The organism is Bacteriovorax sp. Seq25_V, from assembly GCF_000447795.1.
Taxonomy (GTDB): Bacteria; Bdellovibrionota; Bacteriovoracia; order Bacteriovoracales; family Bacteriovoracaceae; genus Halobacteriovorax_A.
Genome location: NZ_AUNI01000008.1, coordinates 19,699 through 33,664, shown reverse-complemented (window position 1 = coordinate 33,664; position 13,966 = coordinate 19,699). Strand labels below are relative to the sequence as shown.

Annotated in this window: 12 protein-coding genes; 5 read left to right on the top strand and 7 right to left on the bottom strand. The window is 37.2% G+C overall.

What is annotated here, in order from left to right; all coding sequences use genetic code 11:
- Window position 1: 1 nt before the first annotated feature.
- The gene (locus M900_RS00970; protein WP_021272962.1) at window positions 2-748 is read left to right on the top strand and encodes a succinate dehydrogenase/fumarate reductase iron-sulfur subunit; all 747 of its coding nucleotides are present in this window, start codon (window positions 2-4) and stop codon (window positions 746-748) included.
- Between the two features lie 37 nt (window positions 749-785).
- Here M900_RS00970 and M900_RS16800 read toward each other — a convergent pair whose 3' ends face one another.
- The 5 genes from M900_RS16800 to M900_RS00945 form a co-directional block, all read right to left on the bottom strand.
- Complete coding sequence (locus M900_RS16800; protein ID WP_021273022.1) at window positions 786-2,084, bottom strand: S8 family peptidase; 1,299 nt, start codon at window positions 2,082-2,084, stop codon at window positions 786-788.
- Between the two features lie 76 nt (window positions 2,085-2,160).
- The gene (locus tag M900_RS00960) at window positions 2,161-3,498 is read right to left on the bottom strand and encodes an MATE family efflux transporter (protein ID WP_021272989.1); all 1,338 of its coding nucleotides are present in this window, start codon (window positions 3,496-3,498) and stop codon (window positions 2,161-2,163) included.
- A 43-nt stretch (window positions 3,499-3,541) separates the two neighbouring features.
- Window positions 3,542-4,576: a type II secretion system protein gene (locus M900_RS00955; RefSeq protein WP_021273007.1), complete on the bottom strand. Its 1,035-nt coding sequence runs from the start codon at window positions 4,574-4,576 to the stop codon at window positions 3,542-3,544.
- A gap of 2 nt (window positions 4,577-4,578) precedes the next feature.
- Window positions 4,579-5,970: a prepilin-type N-terminal cleavage/methylation domain-containing protein gene (locus M900_RS00950; protein WP_021273024.1), complete on the bottom strand. Its 1,392-nt coding sequence runs from the start codon at window positions 5,968-5,970 to the stop codon at window positions 4,579-4,581.
- Complete coding sequence (locus tag M900_RS00945) at window positions 5,964-7,271, bottom strand: hypothetical protein (RefSeq protein WP_034730691.1); 1,308 nt, start codon at window positions 7,269-7,271, stop codon at window positions 5,964-5,966. The genes M900_RS00950 and M900_RS00945 overlap by 7 nt, the downstream gene beginning before the upstream one ends.
- A 331-nt stretch (window positions 7,272-7,602) precedes the next feature.
- Between M900_RS00945 and M900_RS00940 the strand changes: the two genes are divergently transcribed.
- From M900_RS00940 to M900_RS00930, 3 genes are read left to right on the top strand one after another with little or no spacing between them, the layout of a single operon-like run.
- Entirely contained in the window at window positions 7,603-8,274 is a 672-nt protein-coding gene (locus M900_RS00940; protein WP_021272950.1) for a hypothetical protein, read from the top strand.
- Window positions 8,275-8,291: 17 nt separating this feature from the next.
- Window positions 8,292-9,413 (top strand): hypothetical protein, encoded by a 1,122-nt coding sequence (locus M900_RS00935; protein WP_021273037.1) that lies wholly within the window; start codon window positions 8,292-8,294, stop codon window positions 9,411-9,413.
- Complete coding sequence (locus M900_RS00930; protein WP_021272976.1) at window positions 9,413-10,417, top strand: hypothetical protein; 1,005 nt, start codon at window positions 9,413-9,415, stop codon at window positions 10,415-10,417. The genes M900_RS00935 and M900_RS00930 overlap by 1 nt, the downstream gene beginning before the upstream one ends.
- Here M900_RS00930 and M900_RS00925 read toward each other — a convergent pair.
- Window positions 10,397-10,996 (bottom strand): putative lipoprotein, encoded by a 600-nt coding sequence (locus M900_RS00925; RefSeq protein ID WP_021273002.1) that lies wholly within the window; start codon window positions 10,994-10,996, stop codon window positions 10,397-10,399. The genes M900_RS00930 and M900_RS00925 overlap by 21 nt on opposite strands.
- An 8-nt stretch (window positions 10,997-11,004) precedes the next feature.
- Entirely contained in the window at window positions 11,005-11,871 is an 867-nt protein-coding gene (locus tag M900_RS00920) for a DMT family transporter (protein ID WP_021272996.1), read from the bottom strand.
- A gap of 114 nt (window positions 11,872-11,985) precedes the next feature.
- Here M900_RS00920 and M900_RS16795 point away from each other — a divergent pair, with 114 nt between their 5' ends.
- A complete protein-coding gene (locus M900_RS16795; protein WP_021272951.1) occupies window positions 11,986-13,914 on the top strand; it encodes a DEAD/DEAH box helicase in 1,929 nt (642 codons plus the stop codon).
- Window positions 13,915-13,966 lie beyond the last annotated feature (52 nt).

Here is a 13,966-nt window from a genome sequence, read left to right as displayed (position 1 = left end):
AATGAAAATTAATTTTAAAATATGGCGACAAGAGAATATTCAAACGAAAGGAGCCTTTAGAGACTATCAATTAGATGGAATCAATGAGGATATGTCTCTACTTGAAGCAATTGATTTCCTGAATGAGAAGTTAGTTCTGCAAGGAGAAAAAGTTATTGCTTTTGACTATGATTGCCGCGAAGGAATTTGCGGACAATGCGGAATTTTTGTAAACGGACGCGCGCATGGTCCCCATGACAATGTCACCACTTGCCAAGTACACATGAGAAGCTTCAAAGAGGGCGAAACTATTGTACTTGAGCCGTGGCGTGCAAAAGCATTCCCTATCGTAAAAGATCTTGTCGTTGACAGATCTGCCTTTGATCGGATTATACAAAAAGGTGGATTTATAAGCGCAGGAACCGGGAGTGCGCCAGAGGCAAACTCTATCCTTATTGGAAAAAAAGAAGCTGACAAGGCCATGGATGCCGCAGCTTGTATTGGATGTGGCGCCTGCGTAGCAACTTGTAAAAATTCATCTGCTTCACTTTTTACCGCTTCGAAAATTAATCATCTCGATCATCTTCCTCAAGGGAGAATTGAATCATACGACCGAACAATATCGATGGTGAAACAAATGGAACTCGAAGACTTTGGTGCATGCTCTTTTACAGGAGGATGTGAGATTGAGTGTCCTCAAAGTATCTCGATTTCCCAAATTGCACGGATGAATAATTTATTTATGAAAGCATTACTCAAGAAAGAATAGAGAATGATGGTACTCTCGAGAGTACCATCAACGATTATTATCTCATTGAATCAAGTAAATTAACTAATCCAGAAGAACCAACTTTATTACTATACTTGGAAACAGTTGTTGAATTTTCCATAATTCTTGCTTTCAATTCATATGGAGACATTCCAGGGTTTAAGGAAAGAATTTGTGCCGCAACACCAACTGTATTTGGGGTAGCCATCGACGTCCCTGACATATTTCCATATCTATTACCAGGCGTCGTTGAGTAAATGCTTGAACCAGGAGCGGCCACATCAACATTTGTCACACCATAATTAGAAAATCCTGACATTGAACCATATTTTGTAGTTGAAGCAACAACTAATAGATTTTCACTCTCATAAGAAGCTGGCCATGTTTTGTATCTATCAATATTTGAAGACTCATTACCAGCAGCAGCGACAACAAGAACACCATACTCTCTACCAATATAATCAATTGTCTCCTTAACTAACATCCCACCTTCATTGTGCGACTTACCAAAAGAGCAGTTAATAATTTTTGCACCATTTTTTGCAGCATAGAGAAAAGACTCAGCAACATCAACATCAGTTTCATCACCACTATTTGGAACTGTTCTGATCCCCATAATACGTGCATTAGCAGCAACTCCAGCAATTCCAAGTCCATTATTCTGTTTAGCTGCAATCGTTCCTGAAACGTGAGTACCATGAGAGTGTTTATCCATTATATCTGCAGTCGCGTTGCCATCAGCATCTCTTACAAGAGTATTAATTCCATGAACATCATCAATATATCCATTCTCATCATCATCAATTCCATTTCCTGGAATTTCACCAGCATTCACCCACATTACTTCTTTCAAGTCCTCATGGTTATAATCAACACCTGTGTCAACAACTGCAACAACAACTTCCTCACCAGTCTGACTCCCCATTGCTTCATAAGCATCAGAAACATTCATCCCTGCACGATCTGCACTCTTAAATGCCCATAATCTAGAAATACCTGGGTCGTTAAATCCATTGGTCGCTTTCTCAAATGATGGCGTTAATTTTTCAACAAACTCTGGAACTTCAAGTTTAGAACGACCGGCGAAGTAATCGAAATTAACACTTTCAACAAGATTATTACTTTCAAGTTCAGCTTTTAACTTTTCAATGTTGTCTGAGTAGATAACTTGATAACCACTGAATAATGGCATAACTGCACGAATTGAATCACTAACCAGTGACGCATTTTCATTTTTAAGCTTAACTATTAAACGAGTATTATTAATTTTTAAATCTGACGATGCAGAAACAGACAGAGTCCCAAGAAGACATAAACCAACCGTGGCCTTAAACATAACAAATCCTTTGTTGACATTTATTTATTATATATTAGGCCAAATTGATAAGATTACTACAAACAAACTCTGTCATTTAAACTGGAAAAGTCAACTTTTTAAGTCTTGTTCTAAAAGTAATAACAAGTAGAACTGAAACAATACTTAAACCAATTGCTAGCCCTGCCCACAATCCCTTGGCCTGCATACCTCCATTAAATGCAAGGTAGGACCCAATTGGTATCGCGATAAGCCAATACCCCATAAAAGAGAGAAGCATTGGAACCCGACTCTCACCTATCCCACGAAGAATTCCCCACATAACAACTTGAAGTCCATCAGGGATCTGAAAGAGAGCAACATAGAAAAATAGTCCCGTGACATAACTAATAACTGCCGTATCTGTTGTAAAGATATAGGCAATCGAAGATGGAAATATCGTATAGAAAGTTGCTGTCATTAACATAAAAGCTTCAGCAAGAATGATGCAGCCGATTGAGTAGTTTTTAATCAGCTCGATATCTTTTTTCCCATAGGCATAAGCAACTTTAACACCGGCCGTACCATTAATAGCAAAGGGAACCATGAATGTAAGTCCTGCCACATTAAGAGCGATATTATGAGAAGCAGAAATATGTGTTGCCATCTTTCCAACTAAAACAGTAACAGAAGCAAACATTAAAACTTCAACAAGAGAACCCATTCCTACTGGAAGGCCAAGTTTTAGTAATTCTTTCTTACGCTCAAGACTATAAGAAATTGGAAGGTGATACTTCTTCTCTGTATAGATAAAGAGCGCAATAAACATAAAGGCACGAGTAATTATTGTCGCATAGGCAGCTCCAATAATTCCAAACGATGGGATAGGTCCATACCCAAACATAAAAATATAATTTAAAATAATGTTGAAAATATTAAATATAATGATGAGGAGATTTGCGAAGAATGTATCCCCCATCGCCTGAAGAAATTCTTTTATCGCCTGATATAGCAACGCAGGTATAACGGAAAAAGACACAACCTTCACATAAGACTGCACGTTAAAAGAAATCTCGTCATTGAGACCAATGAACTTGATTAAAGGCGCGCCAAAGAAAAGAAATGAAGTAATTAATAGACCAAAAATTAACGACATCGAAAGCCCTGTTGTAAAGACATCACTTTCTTTAATCGAATGCCCCTCTCCAGAGAGTCTAGAGGCCACAGCACTTATGCTAAAACAGCTTGCAACACCAAACATGATTGCAGGAGAAATGATTGCACTACCAACACCAATACTTGAAAGGGCAATTGTAGAGAATTTTCCCGCAACAAAAGTATCACCGATGCTAAAAAGCATCTGGCCAACTTGACCAATAATAAGAGGAATAGCAAAGAGAATGAGTTCTTTTAGATGATATTTATTTACGCATTGTTCAAGATAATTCTTCATCATGAAAGAGTACTACTTAAACCTTAATACAAAAAGTTAAATTTAATTAAATACAGCTCATCGCTTCACATCCACCAGTAATACAACTAACTTCTTTCCAAGCCCCAGAGGAACAAACTTGAGTTATACGGGGATTACACATATACGGCTTGGACACAGGGCAAGAGCACATTGTCCCCTCTCCTTCAATAATCCTTGTCTGACCATCGGAACAAACAGATGGAGGAGGAGTTACAACGACAGGTGGTTCTCCATTACAATCTAAGCCTTTAGTGCATATCGACACTGTTCGACAGGCGACACTACCATCAACATTTACTGTTGTTATAAAAGTATTCTCACCTGTACATGCCTGATTAAATGAAGTGCGCATTTTCCCATTTAACATGAAGTAGCTTGGTGTAATATTTTGAGCTCGAATTTCTCCGTCAATCTTCATATTGAGGCATCTTTGATTAATAGAGTCGAAACTTCCACCATAGACATTAGTACAAATATATTCTCTTATACCTTTTGCAAAAGCAGACCCCTCATTAATCTGAGAATAATCACAAGATGCATTAGTGCCATCAAAGTTATATTGACCACCAATAGTCTCACAACCAATCTTAAACGATGTTTGAATCGCATGAGATTCATAATCAACACAATCAACAAAGACACCATTTTTAAACTGCCCTAAAAATGATACCTTGCGATTTGTTCTTCTCAATGTCCCATTTCCTGACTTTTTATCAAATTTTAATAATATAGATACTGGTAAAACTTCCACGCTAGCAGTTGTAGGAGGTGTAATAAACTCACTCTCAACATGAGTAACACTTGTCAAAACATTTGAGTCAATTGTTGATAACACTAAAGTTCCGAGTGAAGGAATCATTTGATCACAAGTGATTTTATTATTCAAAGAACTTGATATCAAACTAACATACTCACTAATTTGTCCTTCCGAATTATTATTTTGTGAAATCATCCCCTGATTCTTAGAAATAGAAATAAGTCCAACAGCAACGGCCCCAAGCAGTCCAAAGGCCACCATAATTTCGACTAATGTCATTCCTCTATCATTAAAAACTTTCACGACTAATTCCTTTTACAGCTGTACCATATTGGATCAACCACGCAATTCTCACAGGCAGTAGGCTGACATTTTCGTACATCATCCAACTTATTACATGATGAACCTTTCCAAGAACATCCGGAGTTTCCGACTTCAGACTCTCCAGCAAAACTCTTTTGCCAAGAACAGGCACCAGGACTTTCACATTCATCTGCCGTTGAAACACTCTGACAAGAGCCACTTATACAAACTTTACCAGTATCACACGTTGTATTATCTATTACGTTAATAATTTGTGGGGCAGTCTGGCCAGAGCAGGTTCCAGCACTAAATTTCTTGCAAATCCCTGCACTCATAGGAATACGCCCATCTTCTTGACAAGTTCCAGGATCAGTTAAGTCTGAATAATTAACGTACTCACAGACTTGAGTATTCCTTGCCCATTCTTCTTCTGTCGCAGGGAAAGTTTGCTTTGCTTCATACCTATCAAGATAATCACAATCAAGACCTTGACAGGTTCCACCACATCCATCATCGCACGTTGAAGAGTTTGCAACGGAAGCTGCACAAGAACAGTCGGGAACGCAAGCAACAGTTGCAGGCTGAAAGTTTAGTCCCTTACATTCTTTCGTCAGACCATCGACAGATAATCCTGCAAGATAGCCCGATGCGCAGGACGAATTATCAAATTTCATTCGACAGTTACCAGAGAGACAAATTTTTTGTGCCGAAAAATTATCCGATTCTATATCTTGATTCAATACAATTTGATCGCACGTTGTACCGGCTAAACTACCGCCAATCGCTTTACAAAGAAATTCAGAAATACGTTTTTCTAAGACACTATTAAGTGTAGACGTGAAACTACAAGATCCGGTTGAATAATCTCCACCTAAAGACACACAATACTCTTCTACTGACTGAGTTTCAATAGCAATATCATTTGCGCCACCACATTTTAAATCGCCAGTGGCCCCACTTCTTACAACACTTAAAACTATATTCTTTCTAACTTGTGAAACTTTGGAATTAATACTTCTTTCAAAAAGAAAAGAAAGAACTAAAGAGCCTTTGTCTGAAACAAGCTTAGTTTCGGAACCAATAGATAAGATTTTCGCATTAGCTCCAATTTTTTTTCCTGCACCAAAATTTTCGCCATCAATAGAAAACGAAAAATTATTGGAATTTGTCGCACCTTGAACAATCTGATCACATTTATCATTATTAGATGATAATTTCTTCACTCGAAAAAGTGTTTCTTCAATAGCAGTATCTGATTTAGCCCGTGATGAGATTGAAGAAGAATTCGACATCAGATGATTAACACCGAGTAAAATTATTCCAACAAGCCCTAAACTCAAAGACAGCTCGATTAATGTAAACCCACCATTTCGTTTATAATTATTTCCTAACATTCGAAAGTCCTATAATCAGAACACACCCATCTACCACACTTACACTCTTGATATGCTTTATTACAATAAGGTTTCACTGCTGGACAAAGGAGGGAACTATCTGGAGGAGAAGATGAGCAATCTTTTGTCCCGACAGCGCTTCGAGTAGAGCCACAGTTACTCACTTGCGTAAATACATCCCCCATGCAAACAGTGCTTGGATCTTCTGTCCAGCTTGTGTCAGTACACGTGCCGCAAGCAGCCCCTTGGGAGCAGACCTCGCCGCAAGAGTTTGTAATGGTTTCACCACATGCAGCAACACCAGGGCAAGTGGGAAACTTTCCGCGTTTAATTGTGCATAAATTTCCAAGCCCACAGCCATCATTAACCTGATAGTCAACACAAGATTGTGGATCAGTATCACCACAAGCAAAGGAAGGTTTCTCTAAAGTTTTATCTCTTTGACATTGACACTTAATTTCACCACCGATCTCAACAGCAAGATATGTGGATGTACTAAGAGTAGGACAAACGACATCGGCACAGTCCAGAGTTCCGTCTGCTTTAAAACCACGAGCGACCTGAATCCCAGAGCAGCTAAAGTTTTCAAGTCCTGTTCTAAAAGTTCCTTGAAGGTCTAATGATGAGGATGTGATATGAGAAGTAGAAACCACTCCAGCAATATTCACGCCATTACAGAAAGTTCCAGCAAATTCACTTCCAATAATTTTACAAGCAGCATCTTTAATAAGCTCTGTAAACTCTGTTTCTTGAAAACTTGAATAATCACATCTACCAATTGAAGAATTAAATAAACCACCACTGAGTTCACAATTTTGAGATTGACCAGAAGATATACTTTCGGCCTTAAAGCTAACACAATTCTCTACTTCAGCTCCAGTATCAGATGTAGAAAAATAATAAATCAGAGGAAATGTCTTCTTTAGTGTTCTTGTACTCTTTGTTTCTGTTACATAGAAATCAAAAAAAACATCAATATTTTGTTCTCGACCAATTCTTGGACCAGGTACAATTTTTTGAACTCTTAGCCTTGAGCCCTTGTCGATAACATAACCGTCAGTATAAGGACCAATAGCAGAAAAACTAGTGCTCAAAGAATCATTACAAGTCTTTGCGCTGGCCAGTAGACTACTTATCTCGTTTTGAGTTTGCAGGATGTATTCATCAACCTTAACTTGTCTTTGCAATACATTTTGCAATGCACCCGACTTAAATACAAAAAGACCTAATGCACCAACAATAGAAGCTGCAAATAAAACTTGAATGATGGCCGAGCCACGTGAATTGTTAATGGAAACCACACACTTCCTTTTAATAAGGTTAGTTTAAATTTTAACACATTATGCATTCATAAAAAGTAAAAAGCTGAGACTTCGACTCAATTAAACATTTTCCACTTAGGGTCAGAAAGTCACCTTCTATTAAAAATATTGACGCAATTATTAGTTTTACGTCAAACAAGAATTAAGACTTTGTAAGAAACTTACCCACAATTCCTATAGTTTCAATAACTTAAAAAAAAAGATTATAGATTTATTGATTAATGTAATAAATTCAAAATTTGCAATAGTGAAAAATAAATCGCTATAATGCCCGAGCTTAGAAGAAATTCAAAAGCGAAGGGGAAGAGATATGATTTCAAGAGTAATTGAACTCGGTGCGTACACGCGACTCACCACTTTGAAGTTTAAAAGAATCAAGAATACATCATTCATCAAACTTGAAGATGCGCAAGAGCTACGCGTATTTTCGGAATTAGCATATCGCAACATTGGGGTACGCTTTCCAATCCACTTTTTACAAAACTCAAAAACATTTGCTGTGTTAAATCAGCGTGGAAATATCTGCGGTGGCTTCGTATTGGCCCCTGCTGAACATTCAAGAGTTATTGACAGTCTTCCTGATGAAGGAATGTCAGTTCTTGCAGAGAGTTTTCCAAAATATAAAGAATCAATGTTTGAAATCACTGGCCTTTGGTTATGTCGAAGCCAGAGATCAAAAACATTAGCTGTTCGTTTTTGGACTAAACTTTATAAAGAAGTTTGTCGTATGAAGAGAAGTCATTTTATATTTGCCTACTCGAGTAAGAAGGCAAAACTTGGAGAGATTTACTCTGTAGTAAAACCTAAACGTATCTTTAAAGGATACACAAAGATGATGCCTGGAATGATTGAGCCAGATGACGAAGTGATCGAAGTTGGTTCTGTAAAAATGGCACACCTAGCTTGGGTAACACAGTTATCTTTCCTTTATAAAAGACTTATCAAGGGTCGTTCAAAAGAAAAGAGAGTTATTTACCATTAAGATTTTATAGGACCAATATGCAACAGTACGAAGACTTACATAAAATCCTAGAAGAATTCTCGCACATCAGAATGGCCACAGAAGCAGACAATGAGGCCATTTTAAAGTTCTATAAAAATGAATCAATGCAGACAAAAGAGGAATCTATTTCTTTTGCGCGTGATCCAAACTTTTTTGATCTTTATCGCCTCACCACAGATACCTATTGGACGTTTCTTTTCTTAAACGATGATTTATCAATTGGTGGAATGGGTTCGGTACTTAGGCATATGCGCCAACTAGAAAACGAGAGCACACCGCTTGCTTATTTCTGCGACCTTAGAATCTCGCACAATGCAGGAAGGAAGGCTCGAGTTCAGTGGAGACAATTCTTTCCGCGACTAGTAAGTGCTCTACCAAGATTAGAACCATCACTAGCATGTAAGAGTGCATACACGGCTATTTTAGCAAATAATGATGCCGCAATAAACTCGCTCACAAAAAGTGGTAGAGGAATTACTTACCGTCACCTAGGAACATATTACGTTAAAAGTCATATCAATACAGGACTTTTCCCGAATGACAAATTCTACACCAAAGAAATATCAACCGAAGAATTCCAAAGTTTTTACAACAAACAAAATGGAACTAAATTTCTAAGTGAAGATACGAAATATACACATGAGACACTGACAAAAAAGCATGCGACATTTAATAATCTCGGTGTTTTTTCTCAAGGAAATCTCATCGCAATTGCTAGACCAGTTACTAAAAATATAACAAGAAGACTTAAAGTACAAAATCTTAAAGGTACTAAACTTCAAGCAACAAAATTACTGAAGCTACTCGGTCGCCCAACACCGGGATCAGATGGAGAGCTATCGACGCTCGAACTGACTTACCTCACTTTTGCGAAAGCTCTAGAAAAAGACGATCGTGATATGGTCATCGAATCTATTTGGAAATGGATCAAACGCTCTGGCCTACTAAGAGAAATTCATATTATAAATTACGTTCAAGAAACTAAAGAAGAAGATGTCTCGATGCTAAGGCAAGGAATCGCCTTTACAACAAATGGTCACCTTTTTGAAATTCATCCCGAAGAAGAAAAAGGAATTCTGCCAAAAAGTTCATTTCGATTTGAAGGAGCATTCCTATAATGCTTTTAAAGCTTCTACTTAATAAAAGGTATCAATCTCGAGATTGGCTCGGTCTTTGGTACAAGATACTCAAAGAAAGAGGAGAAAATGATCTCATTGCCTTTGTGAGAAGAAGTGCAAATAAAGAAGAGAGGTATTCATTCTCCCATGCGATCATGGATGGAACAAGCTCTATCCCTTTCTACATGGAAAAATTCGGCCAGCAAAACTGTACCCCGAGGAAAATGGACTATATCAAGAAATTTAGTTTTATAGATACTGTAAAACTGACTCTCTCTAATTTGAAAGTCTCTCCAATTTCTAACTCGATTTGGAAAGAGAGAAATATTCAAAGAATTGAAGATATCTTCGAATATTCTCGTCTCACATTAAGTAAGAATGAAACTCTGGCATTTAATCAATACTGTGAAATGAATAAAGTTTCCGAAAACGCCATCCTAACGAAGCTTATAACCAATGAAATATTTCCTTCACTCGAAAACGAGAGTGACACCCATACCTGGCTGTTTCCAGTAAATGTTCGAGGAATGGTTCAAAAGGATAATAATTACGCAAATCACTCATCATTCATTGCACTTAATGTCTATAAAGATATATCGATTGAGGAAATACAGCAAAATATTAGAGAAGAGCTAAAATCTTTTAAGTATCTAGGATTATGGTGGGTTCATCACATCGGGATTTTAACAGGCTATAACTATATGAAGAAACTCTCTCTGAAGGCTTCTCAAACAAAATTTTGGCTTGGTTCTATTTCTAATGTTGGTAAGTGGTACACTGACGACAACTATACCCATCTTGATAACGCCGAAAAAGACGACGCTTGGTTCTTTGCAACCCCAGGTTCTATCAACTTCCCTATCAGCTTTGTTATTATGACATTGAATGACAGGATGAGTTTCTCTCTTAGAGTTCATCCTGGTGTAAAGAAGGATTCTCTGCAATTCTCAAAGCAGGTTCTAGACAATATTAGAGAGAAGGTCTTATTTATAACTAAATCTTAAGACTTCTTGAACTTTTGGGTCTATAGCTAATTTTGAAACAAGCTGGGCCAGACAAGTCACAAATGTTTTATCGAGATATTTAGTTGCATCAAAACTTTCTGGAGATGATAGTTCAATATTAACCTTACTTATAAGAACGTCTCTTTGCTCATCAACTGAATAGAAATTAACTGTTGCGCCTAGATAGCAATAAGATCTTTCAGGCACAGTTCGTGGAGGTGACTCTTTTAATTCAAACTTAGATATATCAAGTTTTAATACATTTTTTGAAGCGGCACTAATGAGAAACCCTTTTTTTAAAAATTGTTTTTCAAGTACGTACTTAACTTCTTCAGAAAAAGGTCTACTAGTCTCAATCGGAGAAAAGTCCCCTAAAGTTCCAGTTTTGGCGAGTCCAATATTTGCCTTCATCTCGCGAGAATCTGTAACGGTTTCGATATAGAGATTTGGAAGCCCTGATATTACCTTACCTGTATCCATAAGATCAGTATAAGCTTGTCCATCACTGTTGATGATTACGCGATTAACAGCACATGAGAAAAATGAAAGTAAAACAAGTAAGTATAGTGAGTATTTCATAGTCGTCCCTAAATATTTCTTCTCTTCCATGGTAATGCAAAAATCACCCCAATGGCCACAAAAGAAAAACCAAGTAATAGGTTTTCGTTGAATCTTTCACCAAAGAACACATAGGCCATATACGAAGATATGAGAGGAGAAAAAAGCTTGAGACTACTAATCATATTTAAATTGTAATGCGAGACAGAGTAGACCATTAGTGTATGTCCAAGAATACTTGGGAGTATGGCGAGTGCAAGTAAAACCTGCCAATCATACAAACTCGGAAGCGAAAGTAGCTCGACACCTGAACTAGAGAGTCCTAATACCAGCAGAGCACCACCACCTAAAATACAAGTAAAAAAGTTAAGGTAGAAGTTATAGGTAGAATTCTTCACTGTCGCACGGTTTCTTTTCGAATAAACCATATACGAAGAATAGAACAACGCCGCTAAGAGTATTTGAAAAACCCCGACAAAGTCTACTTCACCATTGGCCTTTGACAATGAAGCTATAACAACGCCAACAAAACTAAACACAAGAGAGAATAAGAATCTTTTATTAAAGTATTCGCGGATAACAAGATGACCTATTAAGGCAGTAAAGATCGGATTCGTTGCATAGATGATAACGGTAAGTCCGACTGGAATTTTTTGAATTCCACTGAACCAACTGAGGAAATGAAAGAAAAGGAAACAACTGGCCAGTGCAACCTTAATCAAATCATCTTTATCAATTCGTATCCCAGAGCGTACAGCAAAAGGAAGAAGTAAAATGCTGACGAGCAGTAAACGGAAAAACAAGATACTTATTGGGGCAAGTGAGGAAAACTTCACAATCACAGGCGCCGTTGCGAGCATGAAGACAGAAAGATTCAAAATCAGGATATTTAACATTCAAACTTCCAAATATTGAAAAAAAGGTACACATTATGCTATGCGCATTATTTTTTTCGCCACTTAATCAAACTAAACTTAGTCATTGTATAAATTATCAAGTATAACAAGGCCATGGAAAATAAAACATTTAGAGATTATAACTTAGACGAACGTCTAATAGACGCATTAAAAAACATCGGATTCGAATCCCCAACGGCCATTCAGGAACTAACACTAGAGAAAGTACTAAGCGGTACTGATATTTTCGCACTTGCAGAAACTGGAAGTGGAAAAACAGGTTCTTTTGCAATCCCAATTATCAACAAAATTCTTAATAATGACATGAAAGGACTTTATATCGTATTAAGTCCGACTCGTGAATTAGCGCAGCAAACAGATAAAGTCTTCAACCAAATTGGAAAAGACCTTGGAATCAAAACCTCATGTATCATCGGTGGAGAAAATATTGAAAAGCAAAAGGAAACTCTTGCTGAAATCCCACACGTACTTGTTGCTACTCCAGGAAGACTTATCGATATCCTAGGTCATAACATTGTAAATATCACAGAAGTACAAGGAGTTGTCTTTGATGAGGCCGACAGACTTTTTGATATGGGTTTCAAAAAAGATATCGAAATAATCCTCAAAGATATTCCTGATACAAGACAATTAATCATGGTATCAGCAACAACAAATATGGATGTTCTATCGACAGCATATAAATTTAGATCACATCCTGTCGAATTAAAACTAAACTCGGACTCACTCCTCGTAGATAATATCGATCACAAAATTGCTATGATCGAGAGTGACGAGAAAATGCCATTTCTTGTCAATATTTTAAGAAAGCACGAAGATGCTTATGCAATTATTTTTTGTAATACACAATACCAAACTCACCTTCTAGCTGAGTGGCTTGGAGCGATGAAATTTAAGGCAATGCCAATCTCAGGGCGTCTTCAACAAAATAAGCGTACAAAACTAATGGAAGACTTTCACGCAAAGAAAGTTACAATCCTAGTTTGTACTGATGTTGCGGCCAGAGGGCTTGATATCAAAGACGTAAACCTAGTTGTTAATTATGATCTTCCACAAGATGCGGCAAACTACGTTCATAGAATTGGAAGAACTGGGCGTGCAGGTAAAGATGGAGAAGCGATTAGCTTTTGTTCATTCGAAGACTGTGAATACCTTGATGGAATCAATGAACTAATTGGTTCAAGCATTCCAAAGATGGATATCGAAGACGACTCTTTTGCAACAGATATTTGCAAGAAGCCAAGAATTGATAGCAAGACTTTAAGACTTATTGAAAAAGGACCAGGTCAATCACAAGCTCGCCAGAACCAGAAAAAAGGTAAGACCTATGTTGATAACACTCCAAGTGGAATCAAGCTTTCTGTAGATAGACCATTTACAAACTCACCACTAGAAGCAAAGAATACAAAAGAGTTCATCGTTTCAACTGATGACACATCTAAAATCATCGAAGATGCACTTAACTACTTCCAAATCAACGATGAGTCTCTTCTTGAGTTTGAAGTTCTGGAAAAAGGAAGACGTAAATTCTTCTTCTTTGGTAAGAGAACTTGTAAGTACCGTGTAACATTGAAGGCAATCTACAAGAAACTACTTCTACCGTTTCTTATTGATATAATCAAAGTATCGAAACTTAAACTTAGAGTTAAAGTTTCCTTCAAAAATAATGTTTACATCACTTTTGAGGGTCAAGATGAAAAACTACTTACTAAAAATGACTTTGAACTTCTAAAAGCACTTGAGTATGTAAGTAAGTCTTACTTAATCAACAAAATTGACCTTCCAAGAAATGTAAAGGTTTTTGCAAAATCATATGACTCAAAAAGTTCTGATGATCTACTTTTAAAAACAGCTGCAACGGCCAGAGACAAGGTTCTTCAAACAAAGAAAGCAATTCTTATGAAGCCTCTTAATCCTGCACAAAGACGTTTAGTTCACGAATTTCTAAGCGGAGATGAGAAAGTGAAAACAAACTCAATCGGTGATGGAAAAATGAAAAGGATTGAAGTTAGTCCGGCTTAAGAAGAAATCAAAAGCAACTAAGATATACAAAAAGAGCAACATAAGTTGCTCT

Excerpts from the sequence above, each read along its gene's own strand:
- M900_RS00970 (WP_021272962.1), top strand. The coding sequence starts at position 2 with ATGAAAATTAATTTTAAAATATGGCGACAAGAGAATATTCAAACGAAA.
- M900_RS00960 (WP_021272989.1), bottom strand. The coding sequence starts at position 3,498 with ATGATGAAGAATTATCTTGAACAATGCGTAAATAAATATCATCTAAAA.
- M900_RS00930 (WP_021272976.1), top strand. The coding sequence starts at position 9,413 with ATGCTTTTAAAGCTTCTACTTAATAAAAGGTATCAATCTCGAGATTGG.
- M900_RS16800 (WP_021273022.1), bottom strand. The coding sequence starts at position 2,084 with ATGTTTAAGGCCACGGTTGGTTTATGTCTTCTTGGGACTCTGTCTGTT.
- M900_RS00950 (WP_021273024.1), bottom strand. The coding sequence starts at position 5,970 with ATGTTAGGAAATAATTATAAACGAAATGGTGGGTTTACATTAATCGAG.
- M900_RS00920 (WP_021272996.1), bottom strand. The coding sequence starts at position 11,871 with ATGTTAAATATCCTGATTTTGAATCTTTCTGTCTTCATGCTCGCAACG.
- M900_RS00935 (WP_021273037.1), top strand. The coding sequence starts at position 8,292 with ATGCAACAGTACGAAGACTTACATAAAATCCTAGAAGAATTCTCGCAC.
- M900_RS00925 (WP_021273002.1), bottom strand. The coding sequence starts at position 10,996 with ATGAAATACTCACTATACTTACTTGTTTTACTTTCATTTTTCTCATGT.
- M900_RS00940 (WP_021272950.1), top strand. The coding sequence starts at position 7,603 with ATGATTTCAAGAGTAATTGAACTCGGTGCGTACACGCGACTCACCACT.
- M900_RS16795 (WP_021272951.1), top strand. The coding sequence starts at position 11,986 with ATGGAAAATAAAACATTTAGAGATTATAACTTAGACGAACGTCTAATA.